Below are 24415 nucleotides of genomic sequence, written 5' to 3'. Positions count from 1 at the left end.
CCCCTGAACCTGACTCATCATATTTAGAAATATATAGCCCATCCTGAGAATTTCTCAATAAGATAACTATAAGAATGGAAATCTAAATATATTAATTGCTAATCGTGAGTTATATATATCAATAACAACATAGTCGAACTTGAAGATATATCGTCAAGATGTTAGTTGGAAGTGACTCGAATGAAAAAACATGATTTCTCATGGAAGAACAACGAAATAAAGTACCCTGAAAGTTTCGGGAAAATTGTTGCCATCCCAATATCTGAAGAAAAAGAGGATGCTGCCGATGATCACACAATGGTAAATAACCATATGATGCTCGACGATGAAGAGATAGGTGATGTTATCATCGATGCTTTCAAAGAGCGTATGCGAACCATGTTATCTGATCACAGACACGATCAGAACCATTGAACACCAGATAACAGCATAGCATTAATTTTCAACACACCCATTTCTACTGTACATGCCGTATATTAACAATGGTAGTAGCAATACTGCAAAAATGTTTTTCACTTCTTGAGGCATGATCTCACTGGCACTTCCTGCTATTGAAAGAGCATCGATACCTAGATTCGAGTAGATCTGATCGAGAACAAGCCCACTGATAACTGCACACAGTGCTATCGATGCAAGATAGACTACAGTGGTCCTTTTACCAAGGAATTTCAAGACCATAGTGATCGTGGCTGCGTTAGTAGCAGGTCCTACAAGCAGGAATACGAATGCAGCACCGGGACTCATCCCTTTTAAGATAAGAACCGCTGCAAGTGGAGTGGAAGCAGTTGCACAGATGTAAAGTGGTATTCCCACAACAAGAGCAAGCAACATGGATCCAATTCCACCACCAAGATAGCTGCCTACCATGTTCGCTGGTACGAAAAAAGAGATAATACCTGCAATTACGACCCCAACAATAAGCCAGAAACCGATCTCGCCAAGTAATTCAATGTAAGCGTACTTTATGCCAGACCTCACTTTCTGCACAAAGTTTTCAGCTTCGCCTTCATGGCTACCACATGAACTGCAGCCACAGGCATCTGGCGTAGCGGAGGTCATTGGAAGCACTGTTAATTGTACCGTTTTTTTAGATACCGGAACAGGACCTTCCTTTGAAGAGTTCAGTATATTCTCGGTCACACCTGCAACAACAGCAGTAGCAAATGTTGCCACCGGCCTGAAGACGGTCATTATAGGATCAAGAAGGGCATAGGTTATAGCAATGGAATCCACCCCGGTCTGGGGGGTCGAGATAAGGAATGACAGGGTTGCACCTTTTGTAGCACCTCTTTTTCTGAGAGATAGTGCAGCAGGAACGACCCCGCAGGAGCATAGTGGCAGAGGCACACCTAAAATGGATGCGTTGAGAACAGACCTGAACTTTCCTGCAGAACTGCCCAGATATTGCATTACTTTATCATCTGGAACGAAAACATGCAAAAGACCCGCTATACCAAAACCCAGCAACAGGTAGGGAGCAGCTTCTGCAAAGATATGCCATGACTCGATCAGTATACCTGAGAATGCTTCTGCAACAGAATCAGCAAAGCTCACAATGCACACCTCATGACATGCTTGCGGGACAGCTCAAGGAGGATTTTCACGTGCTCATCAGCAACTGAATAGACAACAAAACGGCCCTTCTTTTTGGTCCTGACAAGGTCAAGCTGGCGAAGGGTGCGAAGATTATGTGATATCGCTGACTGGCTCATTCCAAGAGCGAATTCAAGCTCACATACGAACATCTCTTTTTCCAGAAGAAGATACATGATCTTCAGGCGCGGTCCCGATTGAAGTGCATGGAAGATATTGGATATCCTCACTATTGCATCTTCTTCAGGCAGGTTGGATGCAAGAGAGCTGATAGCTTCCTTATCTACCAGCTCACATATATGGCCACGTTCCATGAATATATGAACATGTGCTCATGTATATATTATTAGCGCTGTGCCAAGAACTACGAAGATACAGACAAAACGGTCAGATGCTACCATTTTCATCTCAAAGAGTGACGTGCGATAATTTCCCTGATAACAACGGGACTCCATCGAAAGTGCAACATCATCAGCCATACGCATGGACCCTCTTAAAGCAGGTATTGCCAGGGACAGCATCCCGGATATGGGATGATGCCCGTACTTCAAGCCGCGGGACATCTGGGCATCCTTGATCTGCCTCACATACCACAGCAGATGTGGAACAAAATGAATTGCCAATGACATCATTGTCGCTACTTCAAAGGACGTAGTCCCTAATTTCCCTAAGGGAAGAGGACGAAGCAAGTGCTCGATCCCACTGGTTATCAAAGCCGGTCTTGTGGTGGAAGTTAGCAGGGAACCAAAAAGGATCAACAGGACGAAACGACCGGTGACAACTGTTCCCTTTTCAAGGCCTTCGTATGTTGGTGAAAAAGCAAGAGAAAAGATCGGACTTCCATCTGTGAAGAACAGATGGATAAGAAAAATGAAACAAAAGAATATAACCATTGGACGAAGGGATCGTATAGCTACGGACATGCTCACGCATGCCATGTTTGTTAGCATCCCAAAAAGAACTGCCAGAACAAACAGATGTGACAGCACGGAAATATTGAATATCAGGATGCTCAGACACATCACAGAAATTATCTTCGCCCGTGGGTCCATGTTGTGAAGAAAAGAGTTTCCCCTCACATAGGAAAAAAGCGGTTCTGCCATCAGGGGACACCCCTTTTTTCTGACCAGGCAGCATAAATCTCCTCAAATGCGTGATCCACAGAAAATATATCATCCTTCACATCAATGCCGGATCTCTTCAGTCCCCTCATAAGTTCTGTGACCTGTGGGACCGGCGAAGGCATTGATGCAAGATATTCCGAAGGTGTTCCTTCAAATGCAATTTTTCCATTGTCCAGATAGATCAACCTGTCCACAACATCAAGCACGTCTTCCAGTTGATGAGACACAAGTACAATTCCGACACCATTATTTTTCAGAGAATCCAGTATCCTGAATAGATTAGCTTTCCCACTGCTGCTTAAGCCTGAAGTAGGCTCGTCCAGAACAATATAATCCGGAAATGAGGATAAGACACCTGCAAGAGCGACAAGGCGCATCTCACCACCACTCAAACTGAAAGGTGATCTTTCAAGTATTTCCTCAGCAAGACCGACCTCCCTTATCGCTTCATGAACACAACTATCAAGTTCATCCCCACTTACCCCGAAATTCGTCGGACCATATGCAATATCTTCAAAGACGGTACTGCAGAACAATTGCTTTGAAGGGTGCTGGAAGAGAATGCCTACTTTTTTACACACTTCTTTTTTAGAAGAAGGCAAACCATCAACAGTAACATTTCCGGAATCCGGCACAAGGAGACCATTTAGATGCTTTATCAACGTGGTCTTACCGCATCCGACCTTGCCAACAATTCCCACGGACTCGCTGCTATCAATTGAAAATGTGATATCTTTGAGGAACTTAACCTCATTTTTTTCTTTTCCGTAAGAAAAGCACAGGCCCTTCACATCGATCGACATAGCCCCTCCATTAGAGCATTAACATTTACAGGCAGCACACCCTTATCCAGTATTCCGGAATCCTGAAGCCTGAACACAAGTTCCATGAGCGGAGGGATGCTGTGTCCGGAATTATGAAGTTCACGGAAGACATCCGCCGGAGACCCATCAATGGTAACAGACCCACCCTCCATTACAATGACACGATCTGAAACAAGAGCCTCTTCCATGTGGTGGGTCACATAGACAATGGTCTTTCCCATCCTGTTAAGCCTCAGTACAATTTCCAGTACATGGGACCGGGAATCCTGGTCCAGCATTGATGTGACCTCATCGAACACAAGATATTCAGCTTTCATGGCCAGTACACCGGCAAGTGCTGTCTTTTGCAACTGTCCACCACTGAGGTTCATCAGCAGGTGTTCTTCAGACCCCTCCAGACCAACATCAAGGATAGAAGCGGATACACGACTACGGATCTCTTCACGCTTAAGTGCCAGGTTCTCCGGACCGAACGCAACGTCCTCTTCAACAGTAGCGCCCACAGCCTGGGAATGAGGGTCCTGGAAAACCATTCCGACCATCTGGCGGATCTCCCAAAGGTTTTCAGGATCGAACGTATCCATTCCGCATACTGAAACAGTGCCATCTGAAGGTGTAAGAAGTCCGTTCATGTGACGGACAAGAGTAGACTTTCCACTACCATTGTCACCTATTATCGTAGTGAACGTCCCCTTTTCTATCTGGAGGTCGATCCCGTCAAGTACCGGGTGACCATCCGGATAGCTGTAGCTTACACCTTCGAACCTTATCATGATTTAGTGAGTTATTGAGTTTTTTTTATTAAATCTTATAACTGGTAGCAATATAAGCAGCCACTGCTATTTTTACAAGAGCGCCACCAATGAAAGGAAGAAAACCTACAGTTATCGCCTGCATGAAGGACATATCTGCTACGAGCATTAGATGTGTCAGACCAAAAGCATAGATCACAATTGACCCCATGAGAACATAGATCGCATTGAACAGAACCTTTTCCGTCCTGTTCTTTTCGAAAAGGAAACCTACAACAAATGCTGCTGCGATAAAACCAATGATATATCCGCCTGTAGGACCCAGGATCACACCGATCCCTGAAGCGCCACCTGAGAATACCGGAAGACCGGCAATTCCGAGCAGGGTGTAAACTATCATACTTATTGCACCCCATTTGCTTCCAAGCATTGCACCTGCCAGCAGGACGAACACAACCTGAAGGGTGAATGGGATCGGACCAAGCGGGATAGTGATGTAGGCCCCGATGGCAGTCAATGCAGCAAATAGAGATGCATATACCATTTTTCTGATATCACTGGAGGGACGAGACGATGTGATAGAAGTATTAGTATCGCTGTTAACCATGTTTTCTTAACTGGTTGACAGTGGATAAATACTTTCCCCTTACAAAGCAAACCTTTCAGATAAACAACCTGACAAACAAAGAAGAACAGTAGTAAAAGAGAGCAGTACTACGAGAAGATCAATAATAAAAAGAGAACTGTGTCGGGAAACCCGACACGAGTAGTAAGGTTTGACTGAAATTAGAACCCGGCGTCCATGTCCAGGTCAACATCAGGCATACCAGGTGTTGGGCCTGCTGATCCACCACTTGATGCTACTAGATCATCGATCCTCAGGATCATGACAGTAGCTTCGGTTGCAGCGTTGATAGCCTGTGTCTTGATACGCAGTGGTTCAATTACATCGTTTTCCCACATATCGACAACATCCCCGGTGTAAATATTAAGACCTGCGTTCTTGTTGCCCTGCTCGTGCTGGGAACGGAGTTCCACCATTATGTCGATCGGGTCAAGACCTGCGTTCTCTGCAAGTGTCTGTGGGATGATCTCAAGAGCTTCAGCAAATTTGCTGACTGCAAGCTGCTCCCTTCCCTTAAGAGTGGATGCGTACTCATTGAGTCTTAATGAAAGTTCGACCTCAGGTGAGCTTCCGCCTACTACGACCTTGCCATCCTCAATAACAACTCCAACTACACGAATAGCATCGTTCATTGCGTGCTCAAGTTCAGCTACCACATGATCGGTTCCGCCGTGGAGGAGGACTGTTACTGCCTTGGTGTTCTGGCATCCGGTCACATAGGTCATCTTTGCGCCTCGGACCTCCTTTTCCTCTACAAGATCTGCAGTTCCTGTGTCTTCGGGTGTGACCTCGTCGAGGTCCTGGATGAGTGTACCACCGGTAACCTTGCTGAGCCTCTTAAGGTCGCTCTTCTTTACCCTTCTGACAGCGTAAATTCCAGCTTTTTCGATGTAGTACTGTGCCATATCATCGATACCTTTCTGGCAGAATACGACATTTGCACCACTGCTGATTACCTTCTCAGCCATCTCTCTCATCATTTTCTCTTCCTGGTCCAGGAACATCTGCATCTGGTCAGGTGAGGTGATCTTGATCTCTGCATCCATTTCGGTCTTTCTGAACTCGATAGGACAGGTTACGAGAAGGATCTTTGCATTCTCTACCTTTTCAGGCATGTTTGGATGTGAGCGCTCCTTGTCAATAACAAGACCAGAGACAAGATTGGAATCAGTGATACTTCCGCCTGCACGCTTTTCAACCTTGATGTTATCGGTGTCGACTACTAAAGCACCATCTTCCCCTTCGACTACGCTTGTAACTGCATCAACGGTAAGCTTGGAGAGTTTTTCCTTGTATGACTCAGCGCCCTTGCCTGTAATAGCAGTTGCTGCGATCTTCATGAGAGCTGCTGTGTCTTCAGGAGTTACGTCAATTGTGATGGTCTCAAGGATCTCACGGCATTTCTTTGCAGCATGCCTGTAACCCTCAGATATAATAGTTGGGTGAACGCCTTTGTCAATAAGCTCTTCTGCCTTTGAGAGCAGCTCACCTGAAAGGATAGCTGCGGTAGTTGTTCCGTCCCCTACTTCGTCATCCTGTGTCTTTGCGACCTCGACGATCATCTTAGCTGCCGGGTGCTGAATGTCCATTTCCTTCAGAATGGTAGCTCCATCGTTGGTTATGACGATGTCTCCCATAGAGTCCACAAGCATCTTGTCCATTCCCTTTGGACCAAGTGTTGTACGAACTGAATTTGCAACGGCCTTTCCTGCAAGGATATTAATACTCTGAGCATCCTTGCCGCGGATACTCTGACTTCCATTTGGTAAGATATTTAGCCCTCCTAAATAGCATTGATAAATTAATTTCAATTATTTTGAAATACAGATTGGATTTACACAAATATTACACATTATGTGCTCAATCCGTTCGTTCTAAATGAATGAACTTCTATATAAGGATAACCAATGGTTGAAGTCGAACTTCTAATATAAAATGAGCTTGAGAATGCCAACAATCAACACTTATCCCAACAGTTGTAATAACAGACCATATGGAATAAGATAAAAGTAGACTGAACAAAAGTACCATTCCGACTAAATGTACTCTTAGATCATAAATTATAATCGAAAATCTCATAAAAAGAACCCCACAAAGGTTATTTAAGATCTAACCTTTGCGAAGTGTTCGGGTGTTAAACCCTAAGTAGTACGTCCCGACCGAGAATTGAACTCGGGTCTAAGGCTCCGCAAGCCCCAAGGATATCCTCTACCCTACCGAGACACATTGGACAGACTCCTAATAACTTACTGCAATATAAATATTACTGGTCAGGAGAATATTTCAGTTGATCTATATCATGTCAAATGGAAACTCATCATGAATAAAAGTTAAATGCTTCAAGGATGATGTGTAAAGCATGTCAATGACCATAGGCCTTGCAGGAAAACCAAATGCAGGAAAATCAACTTTTTTCAAGGCAGCTACCCTCGCAGATGTGGAGATCGCGAACTATCCGTTCACCACGATCAATGCGAACAGAGGTGTAACATACGTAAGGGTGGAATGCCCATGTACGCAGAAAGATAAGCGCTGTGGCAACTGCCAGGATGGGATCAGGTTCGTGCCCATCGAAATTATCGATGTGGCCGGCCTTGTGCCTGATGCACACATGGGCCGTGGTCTTGGGAATGCGTTCCTTGATGAGCTCAGGCAGGCACAGGCGATAATTCATGTAATTGATGCATCCGGGGCCACGGATATAGAAGGAAATCCTGTGGATGTCGGGGATCACGACCCTCTTGAGGATGTGGATTTCCTGAACCATGAGATCACCATGTGGATGACTGGCATTCTCAAACGCAACTGGGAAAAGCTGTCACGCAAGATCAAAGCAGAAGGTCTCAAGATGTCAGAGGTCATATCCGATCAGCTAATGGGTGCCGGAGTTAATGAATCACAGGCACACGAAGCACTTCTTTGCTGTGACATGCCATGCGAATGCACACAATGGACAGACGAGGACATGATCAGACTTTGTGATGCCATCCGTGCCATCAGCAAGCCTACAATGATAGCTGCCAACAAGATCGATATAGCACCGGAAGAGAACCTCAGGAACTTCAATGATCTCGACCTTATAGTAGTGCCCACCAGCGCTGCTGCAGAGCTTGCATTAAGGTCAGCTGCAAAGAATGAGATCATAAACTATCTCCCGGGGGATGAGGACTTCGAGATAATCTCCGAGGACATAAACGATGCACAGAAAAAAGGCCTGAACAGCCTCAAGGACCTCATGAGCATGATGGGAACCGGTGGCGGCGGGATACAGGAGTGCATCAACAGGGCGGTATTTGACCTTCTCGACCTGATAGTGGTATATCCGGTAGAGGATGAAGGAAAATGGTCTGACAAGAACGACAGGATGTTGCCTGACGCGTTCCTCATGAAGAAAGGATCCACAGCCCACGACCTTGCCTACCGCGTACATAGTGATATCGGCGACAGGTTCCTTTATGCAGTAGACGGGAAAACAAAAATGAGGCTTGGAGAAAAACACGAGCTTGAAAATGGCGATGTTATCAAGATAGTCTCTACAGCCAAGTGATCACCTATAATTATCATTGAACATTAAACATTAAACATCATTTCCAAAAACAAATAAACAAGATGGCGTTTATGATAAGAACCCTATATGAAAAATATCTGCTCGGCCAGGTGAACAATTCACCAGAGCAGATACCAGAACATATAACAATAATACTCTCTGAATCCGACCTGTTTGATGCGAAAGGGGAAGATAAGTTCAGGTCCTTTATAAGCTGGTGCAAAAAGCTGGGCATCGCTACCATCAGTGCTTACGTCGATGTACTGGATACAAAAGAAGAGCTTCAGTTCGAGATGACATCCATGCTTACGACAGGCATGCAGGAGATGCTGAGATCATTTCCCGAGGATGTGGGATTTTTCATATACGATGAAAACGGAAACATCAAAGAGAAACGTGAAGGAACTTCGCTCACAGTTCACCTTTCAGTAGGATTTGGAGGAAGAGCGGAGATCACAAAAGCCATCAATTCGATCCTTTCAGATGTGAAGGATGGAAAGATACAACCAGAAGAGATCGATGAGAGTGTTATTGAGTCACATCTGCTGGTCCAGGAAGAGCCTGACATGATCATACGTGCCGGTGGCAAGCACCTATCCGATTTCCTGCTCTGGCAATCCGCATATTCGGAGCTCTATTTCACAGATGTCAACTGGCACGACCTCAGGAAAATAGACCTATTGAGAATTATACGGGATTTCCAGAAGAGGCACCGGCGCTTCGGGAAATGATCAACGCCCCAGATCCAGCTCCATTACAATGGCATTGTCATCCGGATAGTAATTGAGAATGCTCCCCGTCACCTCAAACCCGTTCGAAAGATAGAATTCCCGGGCATTCTTGTTCTTTTCTCTTACCTCCAGACGGATGAGAGAATACGAATTCTGCTTTGCAAGAATTACACATCCTTCAAGAAGAGCCGTTGCCACCCCCATTCTTCGATACTTCGGATGGGTTGCAATACTTGCCAGATGTGCAACCCTTTTAATGACCACAAGAACAGCATAGCCAAGAATAACACCATCAGACTCTATGACAATAAACCCGGGGTAATCCGCGTAGGAACGGAACACGCGTGAAGACCAGGGAACATCAAAGGAAAGATTCTCGATCTCTACGATCGAAGGAATATCCGATCCTGTAGCTACCCGTATCATGTGATGGAGTTATGACATCATCGGTGATAAATTGAAGGCTATGCCCTTGCAGGGTGCCATACTTATACGAGACAGTACAACCAGTCAATGATGCCAGTTTATTCGGTCATAGTGTGTCCAAAATGCAGGAGATCTGCACAGTTGATAGAACAGAAAGGTGCAAAGACCACGAAGTGCCAGCGATGCGGAGCTACATTGCAGACAAGGAAATTGAGGATATTCCACACAACGGATATCCTTGAAGATGCCATTGCAGTACGCACAAAGCTACAGGCGAAAATACTGGGAAGAGAATATGACACAATATCAGACAAATCCACGTTCTCAACTTTTACATCGAACTCCACAGAAGAGGACACTAACTTAAAGTTCCAGACCAAAAGCCATCAAGCTACACTCAAACCTACCCCAAGCAAGCATCCCACACACATACCCGCCACAAACAAGCCTGCTGCACATATACCTAAAAAGAAGGATCCAGCAAAGACCATATTATCGATCCTTGAAAAAGCACGGAGTGAAATGCAGATAACTGAACTTCACGACCATGCGCTCAGGCAGGACCTTAGGGAGGAGATCTTTGAGAGAACGCTGGAAAAGCTGCTCCAAAAAGGAGACATCTATTTTCCGAAAAAAGGATATGTTCGAATGGTCCCATGAAAATGAATTAAGGGATCATAACATTCAATCGGATACAAACACATAAATTATATCTAAAAGAACCACATAATCGTATGGTTCACTGACCTGCTCAGGAACATGAGCATACAAATTATTCATCAAATTATTCCCATTATACAGGTAAGAACATGTCCGACACGACAACCCTTGACATTGTAGAACTTCTATTGACAGCAGAAATATACAACAAGTATCCGGAAATGGATGTTAATGATCTTCCGAAGAACATCAGGAAGAACTACTGGAGCCGTACGCAAAAAGGTGTCCCAAAACCCATCAGCGTTTCCCGATCGGACATAAAGAGGCTCTTTGGGATCGAGGAGATAAAAGGACAGGTATTCGCTCTTCCTTTTTTAGATATCGATGAACTCACCTCAAAGATCAGGTTCACATCCTTTGATGTTGCTGCTGACTGGTTCCAGAAGCAGGAGACTGCTTCTGAAAGGATCGATCAAAATCCGGCACTGGCATACTATTTTGAGGAAAAGAAGAAGGTAGCTGGTGCCAGCTATGAGAAAGCACGTGCTGCAACAAGACCTAAAGAGGTCGACAGGGAATGGATCGAATCACTTATAAGTGAAATATCCGAAGAGGAAACTGGAGAGGACATGCTCAAACTGGTGCACATTATGGCTCCGGAGGACATTGTCCAGCCCATGAAATCCCTTGTTCTTTCAGAAGAGCAGAAAGAAGAGGTCGAAAAAATAGTAAAGGCCATTGAGTACAGGGATTACCTCAAACGCATCGGCCTGTACGACATCGGAAAGATACTCCTTGTGGGACCACCTGGAACAGGTAAGACCTCTGTGGCAAAAGCCATGTCAGAGCGCCTTTCCATACCATTTGTGGAAGTCAAGCTTTCCATGATAACAGACCAGTATCTTGGTGAAACAGCTAAGAACATAGACAGGGTGTTCGCACTTGCCAAGCGCCTGAGCCCATGCATACTCTTCATCGATGAATTCGATTTCGTCGCCAAGACAAGGGCATCAGATGAACATGCAGCTTTAAAGAGAGCAGTAAATACCCTTCTCAAGGCCATTGACGAGATAAGCCTGACCAATGATGGCGTCCTTTTGATAGCCGCTACGAACCATCCCAGGATGCTGGACTCTGCTGCATGGAGAAGGTTCGACGAGATCATGGACTTCCCGCTTCCTGATGAGAGAATGAGGAAAGATATCCTTGATATTGTCACCATGCAAATAGAAGGTGACTTCAACACTGAAGGAATTGCACCTCTCACCGAAGGATATTCAGGTTCAGACCTGCGTATGGTCATCCGCGAAAGTGTGCTCAATGCACTGGTCGAGGAGCGCACCAGCATTACTCAGCAGGACCTCATTGATGCAGTGAACAGGTTCAACAAGCGTGCTCACATAAAATCCGATGAATATGTTGTCAATACCGGGGGTTTCTAAAACCCCATGAAAATAACGCTCCTTGGAACAGGTGACGCACCCGGCACCCCCATCATCGGCTGTGATTGCCGGACATGCATGGATGCCCGCAACGGAGGTAAAAGCAACCGAACACGTTTTTCAGTCCTTGTGGAATCCGACGAAGGCAGAGTGCTCATTGACACAAGCCCGGACATGAGACAACAGATGCTCAATAAAGGGATCCGCCATATTGACGGAGTTATCTGGACACATGGCCATTATGACCATTACACCGGTTTTGGCGAGTTCCACCGCGTCCAGAGCCATGTGGATGTCTACGGAGTTACCGAAACACTTGACTATATACTTGATTATGTCTCATTTTTAAAACCAAGAAGGCATGACATCCGGCTCTGCGAACCTTTTGAGCTTATAGGACTTACATTCACACTGTTCGAAGTGAATCACCCGCCTGTAAAGAAGGCGATCGGTGTTATGATATGTGAAGGTGAAAAAAAGGTTGTCATCAGTGGTGATACTGATAATAACATACCGGAAAGCAGCCTTGAACTTATAATGGAACCAGACCTGTTCATAGTAGATGCTATTATCCCCGATGATGTCGGATTTCATGTAAAGAAACACATGGATGCAAAAGAAGCATTGGAAATAGCTGAAAGGATAAGGGCAAAGGATGTCGTTATGACACACCTGAGCCATTATTTCAAACCTCACGAAGAGGCATCCGAAACATACCCGTTAGGATATGACGGAATGGAGTTCACATTCTGAGATCAGATTTACGTCAGACCTCATTTCTTTTCAGATATTATATTCTCATCAAATCCTTCTTCGATCAGTTCACGTGTCTTCCGAAGTTTTCTTCGTGTTGAAAGGTAGTTCCCGAGGACTATAAGCACGCCTGCACCAAGGATGCTCGTACCTATTAGAAGCATACGTGGAGCGGATTTATGATAGAACTTTACGATTATTGGTTTATAGGGAAAGTCTTCATCAGATACATCAACTTTCAGGAAATCTCTTGCCATCTCAGTAAATGAACCTGCCGTTGCACGCAGGTCATACCATACAAGAACTTCCCTGTCGAGGTCATCAAAATACCTCTCTGCAGGTTCGGGATTCACTTTGCCTACAAAGGGATTGCCCGTAGTATAGCCTTCAGGCAGAACGAACCTCACAACAGAATCATGGGCCGGGATATACATGAAATCCTGTCCCTTGGGAGTTGCCAGACTATAGGCCACAATGCCTGTGATGCTCTCATTGAACCTTATGTAGATATGTTTTTGCCCACGAAGAACATCATCATCCATAGTGTAATTGAAAACTGGCACATCCTCTATTGAAGATGTTGAAAGCCTCTCAAAGGTTTCAAAGGATGGCTCCGTATCATTTGAGCTACCTGCAAGGATCACAATATTTGAGATCGTTTCCTTGTTCGGGTTCAGCATGTCTTCCAGAGGTACGACCTCAATAACAGAAGCGTTCACTATCATATGAACAACATTTGCAGATCCGTCATTTGCAAGATAGAACGTCGTCGTGTTAACGAACCCGACATCATCGGTGGGATCGTAAAAGACTTCCAGCTCATATGTGGAAAGGTCAGGTGATGCCACTTCTTCGTCCACAGGCACAAGCTCGTTGATACAGCCTGATACCAGTACTGCAAGAGCAAAAATAAATACTACTGTTATAATTTGTTTTTTCATTGTACACATCACAAACAGTTTATGAAAAAACAATGGGTCCCATTAGTAAAAAAGGTTATTGAAAAAAGAGATAGCACTCCCGAAGAACGGGAGTGAACTTTAAATTTACTCATTGTTTGCTATTGTCAGGAGAACACCTGTCTCTTCAAGAGCAGCTGCGACCTCTTTGTATGCGATAAAAAGTTCCCTTTTCTGCATCTCAACGGAATCTACAGGTGGTTCGGATGCAAACCAGATATCTTTCTCTCCTTCACCACGTGTGATGGACACACATGCAAGCATGTCAGCCTGGATCAGCCTGTAAACAGAATCAATTCCAGTTGGTGTGACCCACGCAGTATATGCCTCTTTTAGCTGATCAACGAATTTGGTCCAGTTAACTGTTGCAGAACCTTCAAGTCTTAAATGAAGGTGTGCACGCTCCCCTGTGATCTGCTCATCGACATTTTTGAGGAACCTCTTGTACTCTGGGCTCTGCTCATCGACCGTCTGAGCCTCGTGGCTTGCCAGCTCTTCTGCTGCTTCCTTAAAGAATGGAGCAAGGTTGACAATGGAGGATGGCCTTGTCATGAAGGAGACACCGAAGAATGCAATTCCACTCAATGCCATTCCGACAATGACACCATGGTTCATGAGAATTGGGTGTACGGTCTCAAGATATGGAGGAGTCATAGGTGCGGTCATTGAAAGATCATAGATGGTAAAGGAGATCTGTGCAATAGCACCAACAAGAAGACCTGCCAGCGCACCTTCCTTTGTAGCACGTTTCCAGTAAAGTCCACCCATCAGAGGGAAGAAATAGGATGCACTTGCAATGAAGGTTGCAATGTGAATTGCATCGATGATACTATTAATGAAGAATGAGCCCACCGTTGCTGCGGCAACTATGAAAAGGACACTGAGCCTGTTGATAGCAAGCATCTGCTTCATTGTTGCATCTGGTTTTATAAATCTCTGGTAGATATCACGTGAGACACATGATGCACCTGATGTAGCAAAAGTATCAGCACAGGACATGGAAGCTGCTGCAAGGCCAATTGCACTGATACCGATCACTGCAGGTGAGAAAGTGCTGACTATATAGGTAAGTAATGCAGGTTCTGCCTGGGCCATTCCCATTGGAAATCCTGCTGCAGCGATCTCCGGATACAATGCATTCAGTCCGATGGCAATAACTGCACATGCAGAGAATACGATTGCTACCAGAAGGGAACCAAGTACCAGACCGTTCCTTGCGGAAGTTGAGTCCTTAGCTGCCCAGACCTTCTGCCATGGGTCCTGTTCAGTGATCCATCCCGGAACTATCGCAAAGACGAAGATCAGTACCATCGGGATGCCGATTATGAACGGATTCCACCAGTCAGTAGAAACTCCAGAGAAAAGATCGGCTGCTGTTGAAATATCAGCAACCCCGGAAGTAGCTGAATCAACTGCAAGGAATGCCATTACAATTGCAAATATGGAAAGGAACACGAACTGGATCACATCGGTCCAGACAACAGCATGCAACCCACCAAGGGTAACATACACAGATACTGCAAGGGCAACGATCAGAGCTGCATATATCGGATCAAGGCCATAGAATATCTGCAGCACAAGAGCAAAGCCCTTGATGTCAGCAACTGCGAAAAGTATCATCACGATAGCGATGATGATTCCCACCGGAGCACGGATCGCAGAACTGTACCTCTGCTCAAGAAGCTCTGCCTGTGTGATAGCAGGAAGGTGTTTGATCCTTTTCACGAATATAGCGATAATAAGCAATGCAAGAATGTTCGGTGCTACGAAACCCCATATGGAGCCCATTCCAAGTAGCATGAAAAATCCTATCACGGCCAATATTCCACCAGCGGTCAGCCATGAAGCTGCCGATGAGAATCCAATCCCCATCGTACCGATCTTACGACCGGCAAGCCAGAAATCGGTCACTGTCTTTTGTCTTTTTGTAAAATACCAACCAATGCCTATCAGTCCACAAAGGTAGACTGCAAGCATTACCATAAACAATTGATAACCATCCATAACTAAACCTCAGAATATTACATTTATCCAGATATTATTTGAATCATTAAATATAATCTAACCACGCTATTTCCTATTAAAGGATAGTAAGGACATATTTGGTTTAATATATAAGCTCTTTCAAAAAGAAAACCGTTTTTACCCTACTCAAATACATTAGAATTCCGAAAAATGTATAAATACACGATGATTCTTATATTTAAACACATTTCGAAATAAAATGAAACTAAAAACTAGATTAATTAAATGAAATGAAAAGTTCACATCCACTCATAATGTTGTATGACCTCGAGATTGAGATCATACATCAGGCTATTTTCAACATAACCAAAGAAGAAGCAGCCTTCACACTTCTCGGTCAGTTCCTTTTGTTGATCCTTTGAGGCCTTCCACACATTAACAATACCGTCTTTCACATTGCCCAATGATCCCCTATGAACACGGCAGTTCTCGATAGAGCCATCTGCAGTAACATCCAGGATCAGATTGTTGACATGACAATTATATCCCTTTTTCAGCTCTTTTATCATTTTAAGATAGGTCAATGAATTTATGATTGGATAGCCATCCTTTTTCATCTCGATTATCCGATCGATCGTACATTGGTATTTTTCCATGTCACGAATACCCATGTTGCCCCAGACATCCTCTTTGATCCCCCTGAACTCATACAAAGGCTCAAATGATATCTTCACATCGATATCACGTGCCAGTTGGATAAGTTCTTCGATATCATCAAGGTTCTTGCTACTGATAACGCAGTTCATCAACAGAGGATTTTTCAGTTTGTCCTTGACAGCCATAATAGCATCCATTATTATCTCAAAATCGATGCCACGTATCTCTTTGTAGCTTTTTGTCCCATCCACAGAAACAGAAAGATAATCAAGGTCATCCAGGTCATTTATCCTTTCTTTCAGCAACTTCCCGTTAGTGATCAGGGACGTGATCATACCCTTACTTTTAGCATACGCAAGGATCTGTGGCAGATCCTCCCGGAGAAGAGGTTCAACTGTCCAGGCATTGTAGGCACCAATGCCGAAAGAGTGAGCATCATCAAGCATCCTGAAAATATCATCGAGGCTCATCTCATCCCCCGGCTCCTTCCAGTATTCACAAAAGCTACAGCTCATGTTACATCTGGAATTGACCGCGTGTGAGAGAACAAAAGGTCGCTTTCGCACTCTCATCTGCCAGATCGCACGTGCTGCAATGGTAGGAGAAAATTTAGACATGGTAATCTCTTTGATCGAATGCTCTTTAAGGTGCACTATATCTTCCATCGGTATTGATAAAACTTAGCATTTATCCGGCATATCCTTTCTACGATACTTTTGAAAGGATGTTTTCAAAGTTTTCTTTTTGTTTCTTATAGGACAATGTTTATAAGCAGAAAGATGTATGAAAGGGCATCTGAAACGAAATAGGTTAAAAACCCCCATCATAATTAACATAAAAATGATTTCTAACAAGATATCCGGTGGGGATTTGCCAAGAACGAGAGACAAAGATGGCGCTCTTCTTCTTTTAAGAATTAGATATATACTAACAGGTAATCACCATGGAATCATTTAAAAACCTAGGGATTGAAGAAGCGATCCTAAGATCGATCGAAGAAAAAAATTTTGAAGCCCCTACAGAAATTCAGTCAATGGCGATCCCGCTCATTCTGGATGGAAAGGATATTATTGGAGGAGCAGCCACCGGTTCCGGTAAAACACTCGCATTTGGGTGTGGCATTATCCAGAAAATTGAGACTGGAAGGGGAATAAAGGCCCTGGTCCTTACCCCTACAAGGGAACTGGCAGAGCAGGTTCACAATTCACTTAAGGAATTTTCCCGTCATAAAAGATTAAAAATAGCATCCATTTACGGCGGAGTTGCAATTGGCCCACAGATGAAGAAGCTGGAAAAAACAGATATTGTTGTTGCAACGCCTGGCAGACTCCTTGACCATATTGGAAGAGGTACGATAGACCTGGACAACGTAGAGATGTTGGTCCTTGATGAAGCAGACAGAATGCTTGATATGGGATTCATCGATGATGTAGAAGACATCATTAAAGAGTGTCCTGAGGAAAGACAAACAATGCTTTTCTCAGCAACTGTTTCAAAGGACATCAAATACCTCTCACGCAAGTACATGAACGATCCACAGAAGGTCTTTGCAAAAGCACATGTGGACCCTGAAAAGCTTGAACAGGTATATTATGACGTTCCAAAACCCATTAAATTCTCCTTGCTTGTTCACCTCCTGAAAAATGAGAAGTCAGGGTTAGTAATGGTTTTCTGTAACACACGAAGTAATGTGGACTTCGTCCAGAAGAACCTCAGGAAAAATGACATTGATGCGATCGCCATACACGGAGGTCACACTCAGGCAAAGAGAAAGAGCACACTCCACAAGTTCCATTCAAGCGAAGCACATGCACTTGTCTGCACAGATGTTGCTGCACGTGGTCTAGATATTCCTCATGTATCACACGTCTACAATTATGACATCCCTGATGATGTTAATGAGTATGTACACCGAATAGGCCGAACTGCAAGAGCAGGCAAGGAAGGAAAGGTCATTAATGTTCTGACAGATAGGGAAGCAGATGCTTTCCAAAAGCTCGTGAGGCATCACCGCAAGTTCACGATCAAAAAAGAAGACGTACCTGAGGTTGAAAGGGTAGTCATAAAGGACGAGAAAGACAAACGTCATGACAGGAACAGTTTCAACAAATCCGGCGGCCGTCGCAGATCAGAAGGTCGCGGAGGTCAAAAAAGGTCCGGAGGGTATGGCGGATCTAAGCCGAAAAGTGGCGAAGGTTCCGGAAGATCAGAAGGTCGCGGAGGATCCAACAAATCAAGTGCAAGAACCGGATTTAAGAAACGATCCGGAGTTAAAAGACAGAAAGAGTGATCTTACCGATCACCTTTTTATATAAACATCATCTGGTTCTTTTCATGGACTGGATTGTAATAGATGCAGCAGGCGAAGCTCTCAGAAGAACGAGAAAATGCCTGCTGGAACCGTTCGATCTAAAGAAGTGGCTGAAGCTTGCCATCATAGTCGCATTAGCAGGTGGCAGAGGCAGTTCAGGATACAACGGATCAACATCTAATACCGGCATCGGTGATCTACCGGACATCCCTTTTTCTAACATCCCAAATGGAAATGAATTCATTGACCAGATCGCATCCATGCCGGATCTGCCATTGATACTTGCAATCGTGGGATAGGACTATTTATCCTTATATTGCGGTATATCTCATCGGTTAGGGATTTTGTTTTTGTGGAATCCATCACAAAAAATGACGTTCGGTTCTGGGAATACTCAAAAAAGTACCTGAGAATGGGACTAAACCTTTTCATAATACGCTTTGTTCTGGCAATCGGGTTCTTTGCCATATTCATGATGGCAGCATTACCCATGATCCTGCAGAGAATCAATGATCCATCCACAAGTTTCTTGCCCATGCTTATTGCAGGAGGAATGAGCCTTGTTGCAGTTATATTAATGATATCTATATCTGGAAAAAGTAGTGGCGACATTCAGGCAGGACTGGAAACAAATGTTAGGTTACTGGTTTGGAAGATTTATGTTGTGGGCCGGAGGTGGAGTTGTCTTCGGCATAATTATACTTTTCATCGTATTGATCCCAGGATTGCTCTTCCTTTTCATTGATGGGATCATATACTTTGCTCTTTCAGGGATCGTGCAGCAGAGTATAATATGGCTTATCCTTGCACCAATAGGAATCATAGAGATAGCAGTACTGATTCTGCTCTCAATAATGGGGATAATGCCATTACATATCTTTATGAAATATCATATGCTTGCATTTCTGAAAAAATGGCGTCCAGACACGACAATTCCATTTTTTGACCTTGCAGATGAAAGCTAAAGATCAATAGGTTTTGACCAATCACTTAGAACCAATTTTATAATCGATCATAAAATTAGTCTATTCGAATTTTGATCACTGATGCTCCCGATAGAGAGATCCAGTGATAAAAATGATAGTCCAGGTATTTTTAAATTGAAAGTAATTAAAGAAAAAAAAGATTGGTGATACCCGCATGATGCGAGTATCGTTTTGAAAGAAATTATCCGAAGAGTGCTCCGAGACCAGCCATGCCGCTCTCTTCTTCTTCCGCTTTCTCTTCTTCTGCAGGAGCTTCTTCAGCTGCTGCCTCAGCTGCTGCAGGTGCTGCTGATGCTGCTGCAGGTGCTGCGACTGCTGCGGTTGCCATTGCGTCTGCGATGTCAACATCCTCGAGTGCTGCAACAAGTGCCTTTGCACGTGCATCGTTAACGTCTACTCCAGCTGCAGTGAGTACTGCAGTAACTGCTTCTTCTGTAATGTCTTTCTCAGCGTTGTGTAGTAAAAGTGCTGCGTATATGTATTCCATTGTAAATCACCTTTTATGTTATATTAATATTAATTTATTGTTAGTAGTTTATCCAAAGAGTGCTCCAAGACCAGCAGCCATGCCGCCTTCCTCGTCGTCCTCTTCTTTTTCTTCTTCCTTCTCTTCAACGACCTCTTCAGCTGCAGATTCAACTGGTGCTGCTGATGCAGCTGCGCCAAGTGCCTCTTTCAGCTCATCGTCAATTGAACCCTCATCCTTAGCAGATGCTGCTGATGCAACAGACATCATCTCGCCCTGTGCTTTGCCAAGCAGGACGTTCATGACATCCGGCTCGAAGACCACAGCGTTGATAGCAACGTTCTTTGATTCTGAAGCTGCCTTTGCAAGTAATGTGCTGATGTTTTCGGTTGTTGGGTACACTGCGTTGACAGACAGGTTGAATGCCTGCTGAGTAGCCTGTACGAAGTCTGCGAAGATCTGTTCCTCATCAATTGCGAGTACATCAGGAGTGAAGATAGATCCCTCTTCCATAACTGCTCTCAGATCAAGACCCACTTCAAGTGGATAGATCTCCAGCCTTGTAAGCATAGCTGCGAGCTTCTGGGATACGACCTCTCCGGCCTTTGCAACTGCCTTGGTCTCCTTGATAACGACCTTACCGCCGTCGATAGCAGCAGGAATTCCTGCAGCCTGCATATCGCCCAGTATAGGTCCTGGTGGGAAGCTTGTTGGACCTGCTTCCACAACAATATCATTAGGAGTGACCATTCCGCCTTTGATAGGGGAAGGACTCTTGCTCTTCTCAAGCAACTTGTAGAGTTTGAAAGGATTCTGTTCTGTGAATATCAGTGCAGTCTGAACCTCAACAAAATCATCCATTTTCTTGATATCATCGGATGACTCATCAAGTGCTCTTCTTATGAGAGTGTTTCTGGACACCTTCAGGACAGCAACATCCTTAAGGCTCCTTCTCATTGCCTGAAGCTGTTTTGCAGGAATGCCTCCAATACCCACAACACCTAACAATGGATATGATGTGACGAGGTTCTTGATATCCTCGACCTCTTCTTTCTTCCATTTAGGGATATGTTCACTGTGGTGAAGTTCTTCCATCATACCAACCTCACAGATTTACCCATAGTAGTCGTAACATAGACCGATTTAAGGTTATGTTTACCTTTTTCGAGTGAGTGCTCGACTCTGCTCAGAACTGTCTCGATATTTTCTGCCAGCTTTTCGACATCCATGTCTCTGCGACCAATTGCTACGTGGAACGTAAGTCTGTCTTTTGAGCGTATACGAATTGAGTTCTTCGTACTGTTGATAAGATCTGCAACGTTCTTATCAGGTGTCAAAGGTACAGGCATCTTTCCACGAGGACCGAGAATTGCACCGAGGGTCTTACCGATCAGAGGCATGTACTGCACTTCTGAAATGAAGAAGTCGCACTCATTTGCAAGACTTCTTGCCTTGGATTTATCCTCGCCAAGTTCTTTGATATCCTCTTCGGTCAGAACATAGTCTGAACCAGCATCTTTAGCATTGAGTCCAACTTCACCCTTTGCGAAAACAGCGATCTTAAGGGATTTACCAAGACCATTGGGAAGAATTATCTCTTCGTCCACACGGTTCTTGGGTTGACTCATATCGAGGTTCTTTAAGTTAATTGCCAGATCCACACTTTCAGAGAACTTACGTTCAGCAGATCCTTCGACTAACTCTTTTACTAGATTTAAAGTAGTCTCTTCTACCATTCTATTCCTCCCGTAGTTAATGAACAAATGTTCAGATACAGGGTCAGACCCGGTATCCGGCGGGCATACGAAATTGCATGCCAACCGATGCGACCGCTACGGCCTACTACGGTTAAAGTAAGGAGATTTACATCTCAATTACGAGCACTTCAATAATGAAGCAATTATTTTAAACTTATCGGTCAGCCTGAGCGGCCGACCAGTTAATTTGGTACTAAGATCAGATATATATCCCGATTACCATGCTTCTGCTGCAAGAGCTTCGTCAAACTTGCCCTCATCAACAGCTTTCTGGCATTCCCTTGGATCAAGACCTTCTACAGTAACGCCCATTGGCACGCATGTGCCCATGACCTCTTTAACTGCAGCCTTGAGGGAATAGGAAAGGATATCGTCTTTCTTCATGCGAGCGACCTTTGCGGCCTGTGCAATTGAAAGATCACCAACATTGACAGTACCGGATTCCCCGGAGCCTTTCTCAATGTTCAATTCCTTAAGGATCAATGCGGCTGTTGGTGGAGTACCCACTTCAATCTCGACACTCTTGTCATCAGCAACAATTACCTTAACAGGAACCTGCATTCCATTGTAATCTTTAGTTTTGTCATTGATCTTATCGATCACATCTTTGATATTTACACCAAGAGGTCCCAATGCTGGACCAAGTGGAGGGCCCGGATTTGCTTTACCTCCAGGAACCAAGGCTTCTACAACACTTGCCATTAGAGATTCACCTTTTTTAATTTTATAAATTTAGTTTTAGTTAATGAATATAATCATACAGTACGCATCAGGATTTTTCCTTCCTGAGTATCCGTACAGTATCACCACGTATAGTTATAGGTATTGGTACAACAGCATCGAACAGCTCGACCGTTATTTCCTCGTGACCTTCGTCAACACGCTTCACACGTGCCTTTTCACCCTTGAACGGACCGGAGGTTACCTCGATGATCGCACCTTCCACAATACCTGTGACGGTTGGTTTTGGTGTAAGGAAATGTTCGATCTCCGCTATACTGGACTGGCCTTTAACAACAGTCCTTGCATGAGGAACCGTCTGAATAGCCTGTTCTACAGCACCGGAATCGGATGATTCCAGAAGTACATACCCTTTAAGCTCATCCGGAGCAATTATAGCCCTGATGTCGAGATTGTCCTTCCTGGCAACCTGAGCCAGCATCCCGGCAACTGAGCGCTCTTGATTCGCAGTTGTCTTAACAACAAATATAGCGGCATCTTCACTCATAAAGTTACACCCACTTTGGTAATTCCGTCAGCAGTATATAGATAATGAAACCAACAAAGCCAATTACCAAAATACCGGCACCAGCGACCTTAGAGATCATGTGGAACTCTTCCCTTGAAGGCTTCTTGGACAATTTCAATACCCTCAGGTATGACTTAAGGACTTGACCGACATTACGGTTTATCTTAGGCGCTTCAAACATATTACCTGCCAAACTTCTCACAACCAGTTTTAGTATATTACATATGATTGATCGGGGTTGATCAAATTCAGAGTACCAACACCTCGACCATTATAAGTTCTAGCGGCGTTTAAATAACGTGCTATATAAAATACCTTTCGATTGAACCCCACAAAAACAATTTGGTTCAAATTAGAAAGAGAAGGAGAGAACTCCTTTTCATCTTACGAAATCAATACCGTATTTTCGAGTAACGTTCTGGGAACTACCACTTCCATATATCTGTGGAGATTTCACACCTGTTACAACAAGCATTGTGCGGACAGAGTGCTCAAGCTCAGGATCTACCTGTGCTCCCCAGATCAGCCTTGCATTTGGATCGATCCTGCTGTAGACTTCCTGTACAACACTCTCTGCTTCTGCAATGGTCATATCCGGACCACCTACAACATTCACAAGAGCGGAAGTAGCACCTGAGATATCCACATCAAGAAGAGGACTCCTCAATGCTTTCTGGACAGATTCCACAGCTTTGTTCTCACCGTCTGCCTCACCAAGACCTATCATTGCCACGCCACCGTTCTGCATGACGGTCCTTACATCAGCAAAATCGAGGTTTACAAGACCAGGTTTTGTAATAAGCTCGGTAATACCTTTCACAGCTCTCATCAAAACCTCATCGGAGACCTTGAAAGCAGCCTGTAATGGCAATCTCGGGACAACCTCAAGGAGCTTGTCATTAGGAACTACGATCACAGTATCTGCAACATCCCTGAGCCTTTCAAGCCCTGCCTCAGCGTTTGTGCGCCTTACCTGACCTTCGACAGCGAAGGGAAGAGTTACCACGGCAATTGTCAAAGCACCTGTATCACGCGCAGCCTCTGCAACCACCGGAGCGGAACCTGTACCGGTACCACCGCCAAGTCCTGCAGTAATGAACACCATATCAGTGCCATCTACGACCGCGCGTACTTCATCAATGCTTTCAAGTGCAGCATCTTCGCCGATCTGTGGCAGACTGCCAGCACCAAGCCCTCGGGTCTTCTTCTTGCCGATAAGTATCTTGCTCTCGGTAGTGACATTCAAAAGATGTTGTGCATCCGTGTTTATTGCAACAAGCTCTGCGCCCTTGATGCCTTCCTGCGCCATGCGCTGAGCACTGTTCGAACCGCCGCCGCCGCAACCAATGACCTTGATGTTCGTCTGCAGATCTCTAAGCATCGCTTCGAGTTCCGCATTGATGTCATTCTGTTCCGGGACGCTGGAACGGATTTGTGTCTCTTCTACAGATCGTGCCAATGCCTCTTCTACTATGGATTTCATAACATATTCTCCACTATAGCAAAATGATCAAATGTATTATTGGAATTATACAATACTAATGCAATACCCATGTTAGATATTTGCATTATACTTTACCATCTTTTA

The 24415-nt window shown here is 44.5% G+C and carries 27 protein-coding genes and 1 tRNA gene; 9 read left to right on the top strand and 19 right to left on the bottom strand.

Annotated elements, in window-relative coordinates:
• The first annotated feature begins 180 nt into the window (after positions 1 to 180).
• Positions 181 to 414, top strand: a complete 234-nt coding sequence (locus tag E7X56_RS00680; protein ID WP_135603861.1) for a hypothetical protein — start codon at positions 181 to 183, stop codon at positions 412 to 414.
• 21 nt (positions 415 to 435) lie between these two features.
• On the opposite strand, the gene E7X56_RS00675 is transcribed toward E7X56_RS00680, so the two are convergent.
• From E7X56_RS00675 to E7X56_RS00640, 8 genes are all read right to left on the bottom strand, one after another.
• Positions 436 to 1554, bottom strand: coding sequence for an SO_0444 family Cu/Zn efflux transporter (locus E7X56_RS00675; protein WP_135603858.1), 1119 nt, complete (start codon positions 1552 to 1554; stop codon positions 436 to 438).
• The gene (locus E7X56_RS00670) at positions 1551 to 1907 is read right to left on the bottom strand and encodes a metalloregulator ArsR/SmtB family transcription factor (RefSeq protein ID WP_167879404.1); all 357 of its coding nucleotides are present in this window, start codon (positions 1905 to 1907) and stop codon (positions 1551 to 1553) included. Before E7X56_RS00670 ends, E7X56_RS00675 begins: the two co-directional genes overlap by 4 nt.
• A gap of 18 nt (positions 1908 to 1925) precedes the next feature.
• Positions 1926 to 2696: an energy-coupling factor transporter transmembrane protein EcfT gene (locus tag E7X56_RS00665; RefSeq protein WP_135603854.1), complete on the bottom strand. Its 771-nt coding sequence runs from the start codon at positions 2694 to 2696 to the stop codon at positions 1926 to 1928.
• Complete coding sequence (locus E7X56_RS00660) at positions 2696 to 3520, bottom strand: ATP-binding cassette domain-containing protein (RefSeq protein WP_167879403.1); 825 nt, start codon at positions 3518 to 3520, stop codon at positions 2696 to 2698. The genes E7X56_RS00665 and E7X56_RS00660 overlap by 1 nt, the downstream gene beginning before the upstream one ends.
• Positions 3505 to 4314: an ATP-binding cassette domain-containing protein gene (locus tag E7X56_RS00655; RefSeq protein WP_135603853.1), complete on the bottom strand. Its 810-nt coding sequence runs from the start codon at positions 4312 to 4314 to the stop codon at positions 3505 to 3507. Before E7X56_RS00655 ends, E7X56_RS00660 begins: the two co-directional genes overlap by 16 nt.
• A 28-nt stretch (positions 4315 to 4342) precedes the next feature.
• Positions 4343 to 4900 carry a biotin transporter BioY gene (locus E7X56_RS00650; protein WP_135603851.1) on the bottom strand — a complete coding sequence of 186 codons (558 nt, stop codon included), beginning with the start codon at positions 4898 to 4900 and terminating at the stop codon, positions 4343 to 4345.
• A gap of 179 nt (positions 4901 to 5079) precedes the next feature.
• Positions 5080 to 6729 (bottom strand): thermosome subunit alpha, encoded by a 1650-nt coding sequence (thsA, locus tag E7X56_RS00645; RefSeq protein WP_371413327.1) that lies wholly within the window; start codon positions 6727 to 6729, stop codon positions 5080 to 5082.
• A 340-nt stretch (positions 6730 to 7069) separates the two neighbouring features.
• Positions 7070 to 7141 (bottom strand) — tRNA-Arg (locus E7X56_RS00640).
• Positions 7142 to 7277: 136 nt separating this feature from the next.
• On the opposite strand from E7X56_RS00640, the gene E7X56_RS00635 reads away from it, so the two are divergent.
• Both E7X56_RS00635 and E7X56_RS00630 read left to right on the top strand, forming a co-directional pair.
• A complete protein-coding gene (locus tag E7X56_RS00635; protein ID WP_135603849.1) occupies positions 7278 to 8465 on the top strand; it encodes a redox-regulated ATPase YchF in 1188 nt (395 codons plus the stop codon).
• Positions 8466 to 8575: 110 nt separating this feature from the next.
• Entirely contained in the window at positions 8576 to 9196 is a 621-nt protein-coding gene (locus tag E7X56_RS00630; RefSeq protein WP_244603344.1) for an undecaprenyl diphosphate synthase family protein, read from the top strand.
• On the opposite strand, the gene rimI is transcribed toward E7X56_RS00630, so the two are convergent.
• A complete protein-coding gene (rimI, locus tag E7X56_RS00625) occupies positions 9197 to 9622 on the bottom strand; it encodes a ribosomal protein S18-alanine N-acetyltransferase (protein ID WP_135603843.1) in 426 nt (141 codons plus the stop codon).
• Between the two features lie 87 nt (positions 9623 to 9709).
• On the opposite strand from rimI, the gene E7X56_RS00620 reads away from it, so the two are divergent.
• From E7X56_RS00620 to E7X56_RS00610, 3 genes are all read left to right on the top strand, one after another.
• Positions 9710 to 10282, top strand: a complete 573-nt coding sequence (locus E7X56_RS00620) for a DUF5817 domain-containing protein (RefSeq protein WP_135603841.1) — start codon at positions 9710 to 9712, stop codon at positions 10280 to 10282.
• A gap of 149 nt (positions 10283 to 10431) precedes the next feature.
• Complete coding sequence (locus E7X56_RS00615) at positions 10432 to 11724, top strand: ATP-binding protein (protein WP_135603839.1); 1293 nt, start codon at positions 10432 to 10434, stop codon at positions 11722 to 11724.
• 6 nt (positions 11725 to 11730) lie between these two features.
• Positions 11731 to 12477, top strand: coding sequence for an MBL fold metallo-hydrolase (locus E7X56_RS00610; protein WP_135603837.1), 747 nt, complete (start codon positions 11731 to 11733; stop codon positions 12475 to 12477).
• 20 nt (positions 12478 to 12497) lie between these two features.
• Here E7X56_RS00610 and E7X56_RS00605 read toward each other — a convergent pair whose 3' ends face one another.
• From E7X56_RS00605 to E7X56_RS00595, 3 genes are all read right to left on the bottom strand, one after another.
• Entirely contained in the window at positions 12498 to 13418 is a 921-nt protein-coding gene (locus E7X56_RS00605) for a DUF5803 family protein (protein ID WP_135603835.1), read from the bottom strand.
• Between the two features lie 105 nt (positions 13419 to 13523).
• On the bottom strand, positions 13524 to 15440 hold the full coding sequence (locus tag E7X56_RS00600; RefSeq protein ID WP_135603833.1) for a sodium:solute symporter: 1917 nt from the start codon (positions 15438 to 15440) through the stop codon (positions 13524 to 13526).
• 260 nt (positions 15441 to 15700) lie between these two features.
• Positions 15701 to 16723, bottom strand: coding sequence for a radical SAM protein (locus E7X56_RS00595; RefSeq protein ID WP_244603343.1), 1023 nt, complete (start codon positions 16721 to 16723; stop codon positions 15701 to 15703).
• Positions 16724 to 17001: 278 nt separating this feature from the next.
• Between E7X56_RS00595 and E7X56_RS00590 the strand changes: the two genes are divergently transcribed.
• From E7X56_RS00590 to E7X56_RS00580, 3 genes are all read left to right on the top strand, one after another.
• Positions 17002 to 18348: a DEAD/DEAH box helicase gene (locus tag E7X56_RS00590; RefSeq protein ID WP_135603831.1), complete on the top strand. Its 1347-nt coding sequence runs from the start codon at positions 17002 to 17004 to the stop codon at positions 18346 to 18348.
• A 44-nt stretch (positions 18349 to 18392) separates the two neighbouring features.
• On the top strand, positions 18393 to 18668 hold the full coding sequence (locus tag E7X56_RS00585; protein WP_135603829.1) for a hypothetical protein: 276 nt from the start codon (positions 18393 to 18395) through the stop codon (positions 18666 to 18668).
• Between the two features lie 360 nt (positions 18669 to 19028).
• Positions 19029 to 19334 carry a hypothetical protein gene (locus tag E7X56_RS00580; protein WP_135603827.1) on the top strand — a complete coding sequence of 102 codons (306 nt, stop codon included), beginning with the start codon at positions 19029 to 19031 and terminating at the stop codon, positions 19332 to 19334.
• 202 nt (positions 19335 to 19536) lie between these two features.
• On the opposite strand, the gene rpl12p is transcribed toward E7X56_RS00580, so the two are convergent.
• The 7 genes from rpl12p to ftsZ form a co-directional block, all read right to left on the bottom strand.
• Positions 19537 to 19842 (bottom strand): 50S ribosomal protein P1, encoded by a 306-nt coding sequence (gene rpl12p, locus E7X56_RS00575; RefSeq protein WP_135603825.1) that lies wholly within the window; start codon positions 19840 to 19842, stop codon positions 19537 to 19539.
• Positions 19843 to 19890: 48 nt separating this feature from the next.
• Positions 19891 to 20919, bottom strand: coding sequence for a 50S ribosomal protein L10 (locus E7X56_RS00570; protein WP_091689287.1), 1029 nt, complete (start codon positions 20917 to 20919; stop codon positions 19891 to 19893).
• Positions 20916 to 21557: a 50S ribosomal protein L1 gene (locus tag E7X56_RS00565; protein ID WP_135603823.1), complete on the bottom strand. Its 642-nt coding sequence runs from the start codon at positions 21555 to 21557 to the stop codon at positions 20916 to 20918. Before E7X56_RS00565 ends, E7X56_RS00570 begins: the two co-directional genes overlap by 4 nt.
• Positions 21558 to 21794: 237 nt before the next feature.
• Positions 21795 to 22280 carry a 50S ribosomal protein L11 gene (locus E7X56_RS00560; protein WP_135603821.1) on the bottom strand — a complete coding sequence of 162 codons (486 nt, stop codon included), beginning with the start codon at positions 22278 to 22280 and terminating at the stop codon, positions 21795 to 21797.
• A gap of 67 nt (positions 22281 to 22347) precedes the next feature.
• On the bottom strand, positions 22348 to 22806 hold the full coding sequence (locus E7X56_RS00555; protein ID WP_135603819.1) for a transcription elongation factor Spt5: 459 nt from the start codon (positions 22804 to 22806) through the stop codon (positions 22348 to 22350).
• A gap of 4 nt (positions 22807 to 22810) precedes the next feature.
• On the bottom strand, positions 22811 to 23008 hold the full coding sequence (locus tag E7X56_RS00550) for a protein translocase SEC61 complex subunit gamma (protein ID WP_135603817.1): 198 nt from the start codon (positions 23006 to 23008) through the stop codon (positions 22811 to 22813).
• Between the two features lie 198 nt (positions 23009 to 23206).
• Positions 23207 to 24310 carry a cell division protein FtsZ gene (gene ftsZ, locus E7X56_RS00545; RefSeq protein ID WP_135603815.1) on the bottom strand — a complete coding sequence of 368 codons (1104 nt, stop codon included), beginning with the start codon at positions 24308 to 24310 and terminating at the stop codon, positions 23207 to 23209.
• Positions 24311 to 24415: the final 105 nt, after the last annotated feature.

The organism is Methanococcoides sp. NM1 (assembly GCF_900774285.1).
In the GTDB taxonomy this organism is placed as follows: Archaea; Halobacteriota; Methanosarcinia; order Methanosarcinales; family Methanosarcinaceae; genus Methanococcoides; species Methanococcoides vulcani.
Note: the sequence above shows the minus strand (reverse complement) of the source record. Positions and strands in the feature narration are given on the sequence as shown.

Coding starts and splice junctions, on each gene's coding strand:
- rpl12p (WP_135603825.1), bottom strand. CDS start 19,842: ATGGAATACATATACGCAGCACTTTTACTACACAACGCTGAGAAAGAC.
- E7X56_RS00670 (WP_167879404.1), bottom strand. CDS start 1,907: ATGGAACGTGGCCATATATGTGAGCTGGTAGATAAGGAAGCTATCAGC.
- E7X56_RS00610 (WP_135603837.1), top strand. CDS start 11,731: ATGAAAATAACGCTCCTTGGAACAGGTGACGCACCCGGCACCCCCATC.
- E7X56_RS00570 (WP_091689287.1), bottom strand. CDS start 20,919: ATGATGGAAGAACTTCACCACAGTGAACATATCCCTAAATGGAAGAAA.
- E7X56_RS00555 (WP_135603819.1), bottom strand. CDS start 22,806: ATGAGTGAAGATGCCGCTATATTTGTTGTTAAGACAACTGCGAATCAA.
- E7X56_RS00660 (WP_167879403.1), bottom strand. CDS start 3,520: ATGTCGATCGATGTGAAGGGCCTGTGCTTTTCTTACGGAAAAGAAAAA.
- E7X56_RS00650 (WP_135603851.1), bottom strand. CDS start 4,900: ATGGTTAACAGCGATACTAATACTTCTATCACATCGTCTCGTCCCTCC.
- E7X56_RS00580 (WP_135603827.1), top strand. CDS start 19,029: ATGTTGTGGGCCGGAGGTGGAGTTGTCTTCGGCATAATTATACTTTTC.
- E7X56_RS00665 (WP_135603854.1), bottom strand. CDS start 2,696: ATGGCAGAACCGCTTTTTTCCTATGTGAGGGGAAACTCTTTTCTTCAC.
- E7X56_RS00565 (WP_135603823.1), bottom strand. CDS start 21,557: ATGGTAGAAGAGACTACTTTAAATCTAGTAAAAGAGTTAGTCGAAGGA.
- E7X56_RS00615 (WP_135603839.1), top strand. CDS start 10,432: ATGTCCGACACGACAACCCTTGACATTGTAGAACTTCTATTGACAGCA.
- E7X56_RS00605 (WP_135603835.1), bottom strand. CDS start 13,418: ATGAAAAAACAAATTATAACAGTAGTATTTATTTTTGCTCTTGCAGTA.
- E7X56_RS00635 (WP_135603849.1), top strand. CDS start 7,278: ATGTCAATGACCATAGGCCTTGCAGGAAAACCAAATGCAGGAAAATCA.
- rimI (WP_135603843.1), bottom strand. CDS start 9,622: ATGATACGGGTAGCTACAGGATCGGATATTCCTTCGATCGTAGAGATC.
- E7X56_RS00560 (WP_135603821.1), bottom strand. CDS start 22,280: ATGGCAAGTGTTGTAGAAGCCTTGGTTCCTGGAGGTAAAGCAAATCCG.
- E7X56_RS00620 (WP_135603841.1), top strand. CDS start 9,710: ATGATGCCAGTTTATTCGGTCATAGTGTGTCCAAAATGCAGGAGATCT.
- E7X56_RS00655 (WP_135603853.1), bottom strand. CDS start 4,314: ATGATAAGGTTCGAAGGTGTAAGCTACAGCTATCCGGATGGTCACCCG.
- E7X56_RS00680 (WP_135603861.1), top strand. CDS start 181: ATGAAAAAACATGATTTCTCATGGAAGAACAACGAAATAAAGTACCCT.
- E7X56_RS00590 (WP_135603831.1), top strand. CDS start 17,002: ATGGAATCATTTAAAAACCTAGGGATTGAAGAAGCGATCCTAAGATCG.
- E7X56_RS00595 (WP_244603343.1), bottom strand. CDS start 16,723: ATGGAAGATATAGTGCACCTTAAAGAGCATTCGATCAAAGAGATTACC.
- E7X56_RS00585 (WP_135603829.1), top strand. CDS start 18,393: ATGGACTGGATTGTAATAGATGCAGCAGGCGAAGCTCTCAGAAGAACG.
- E7X56_RS00600 (WP_135603833.1), bottom strand. CDS start 15,440: ATGGATGGTTATCAATTGTTTATGGTAATGCTTGCAGTCTACCTTTGT.
- E7X56_RS00550 (WP_135603817.1), bottom strand. CDS start 23,008: ATGTTTGAAGCGCCTAAGATAAACCGTAATGTCGGTCAAGTCCTTAAG.
- ftsZ (WP_135603815.1), bottom strand. CDS start 24,310: ATGAAATCCATAGTAGAAGAGGCATTGGCACGATCTGTAGAAGAGACA.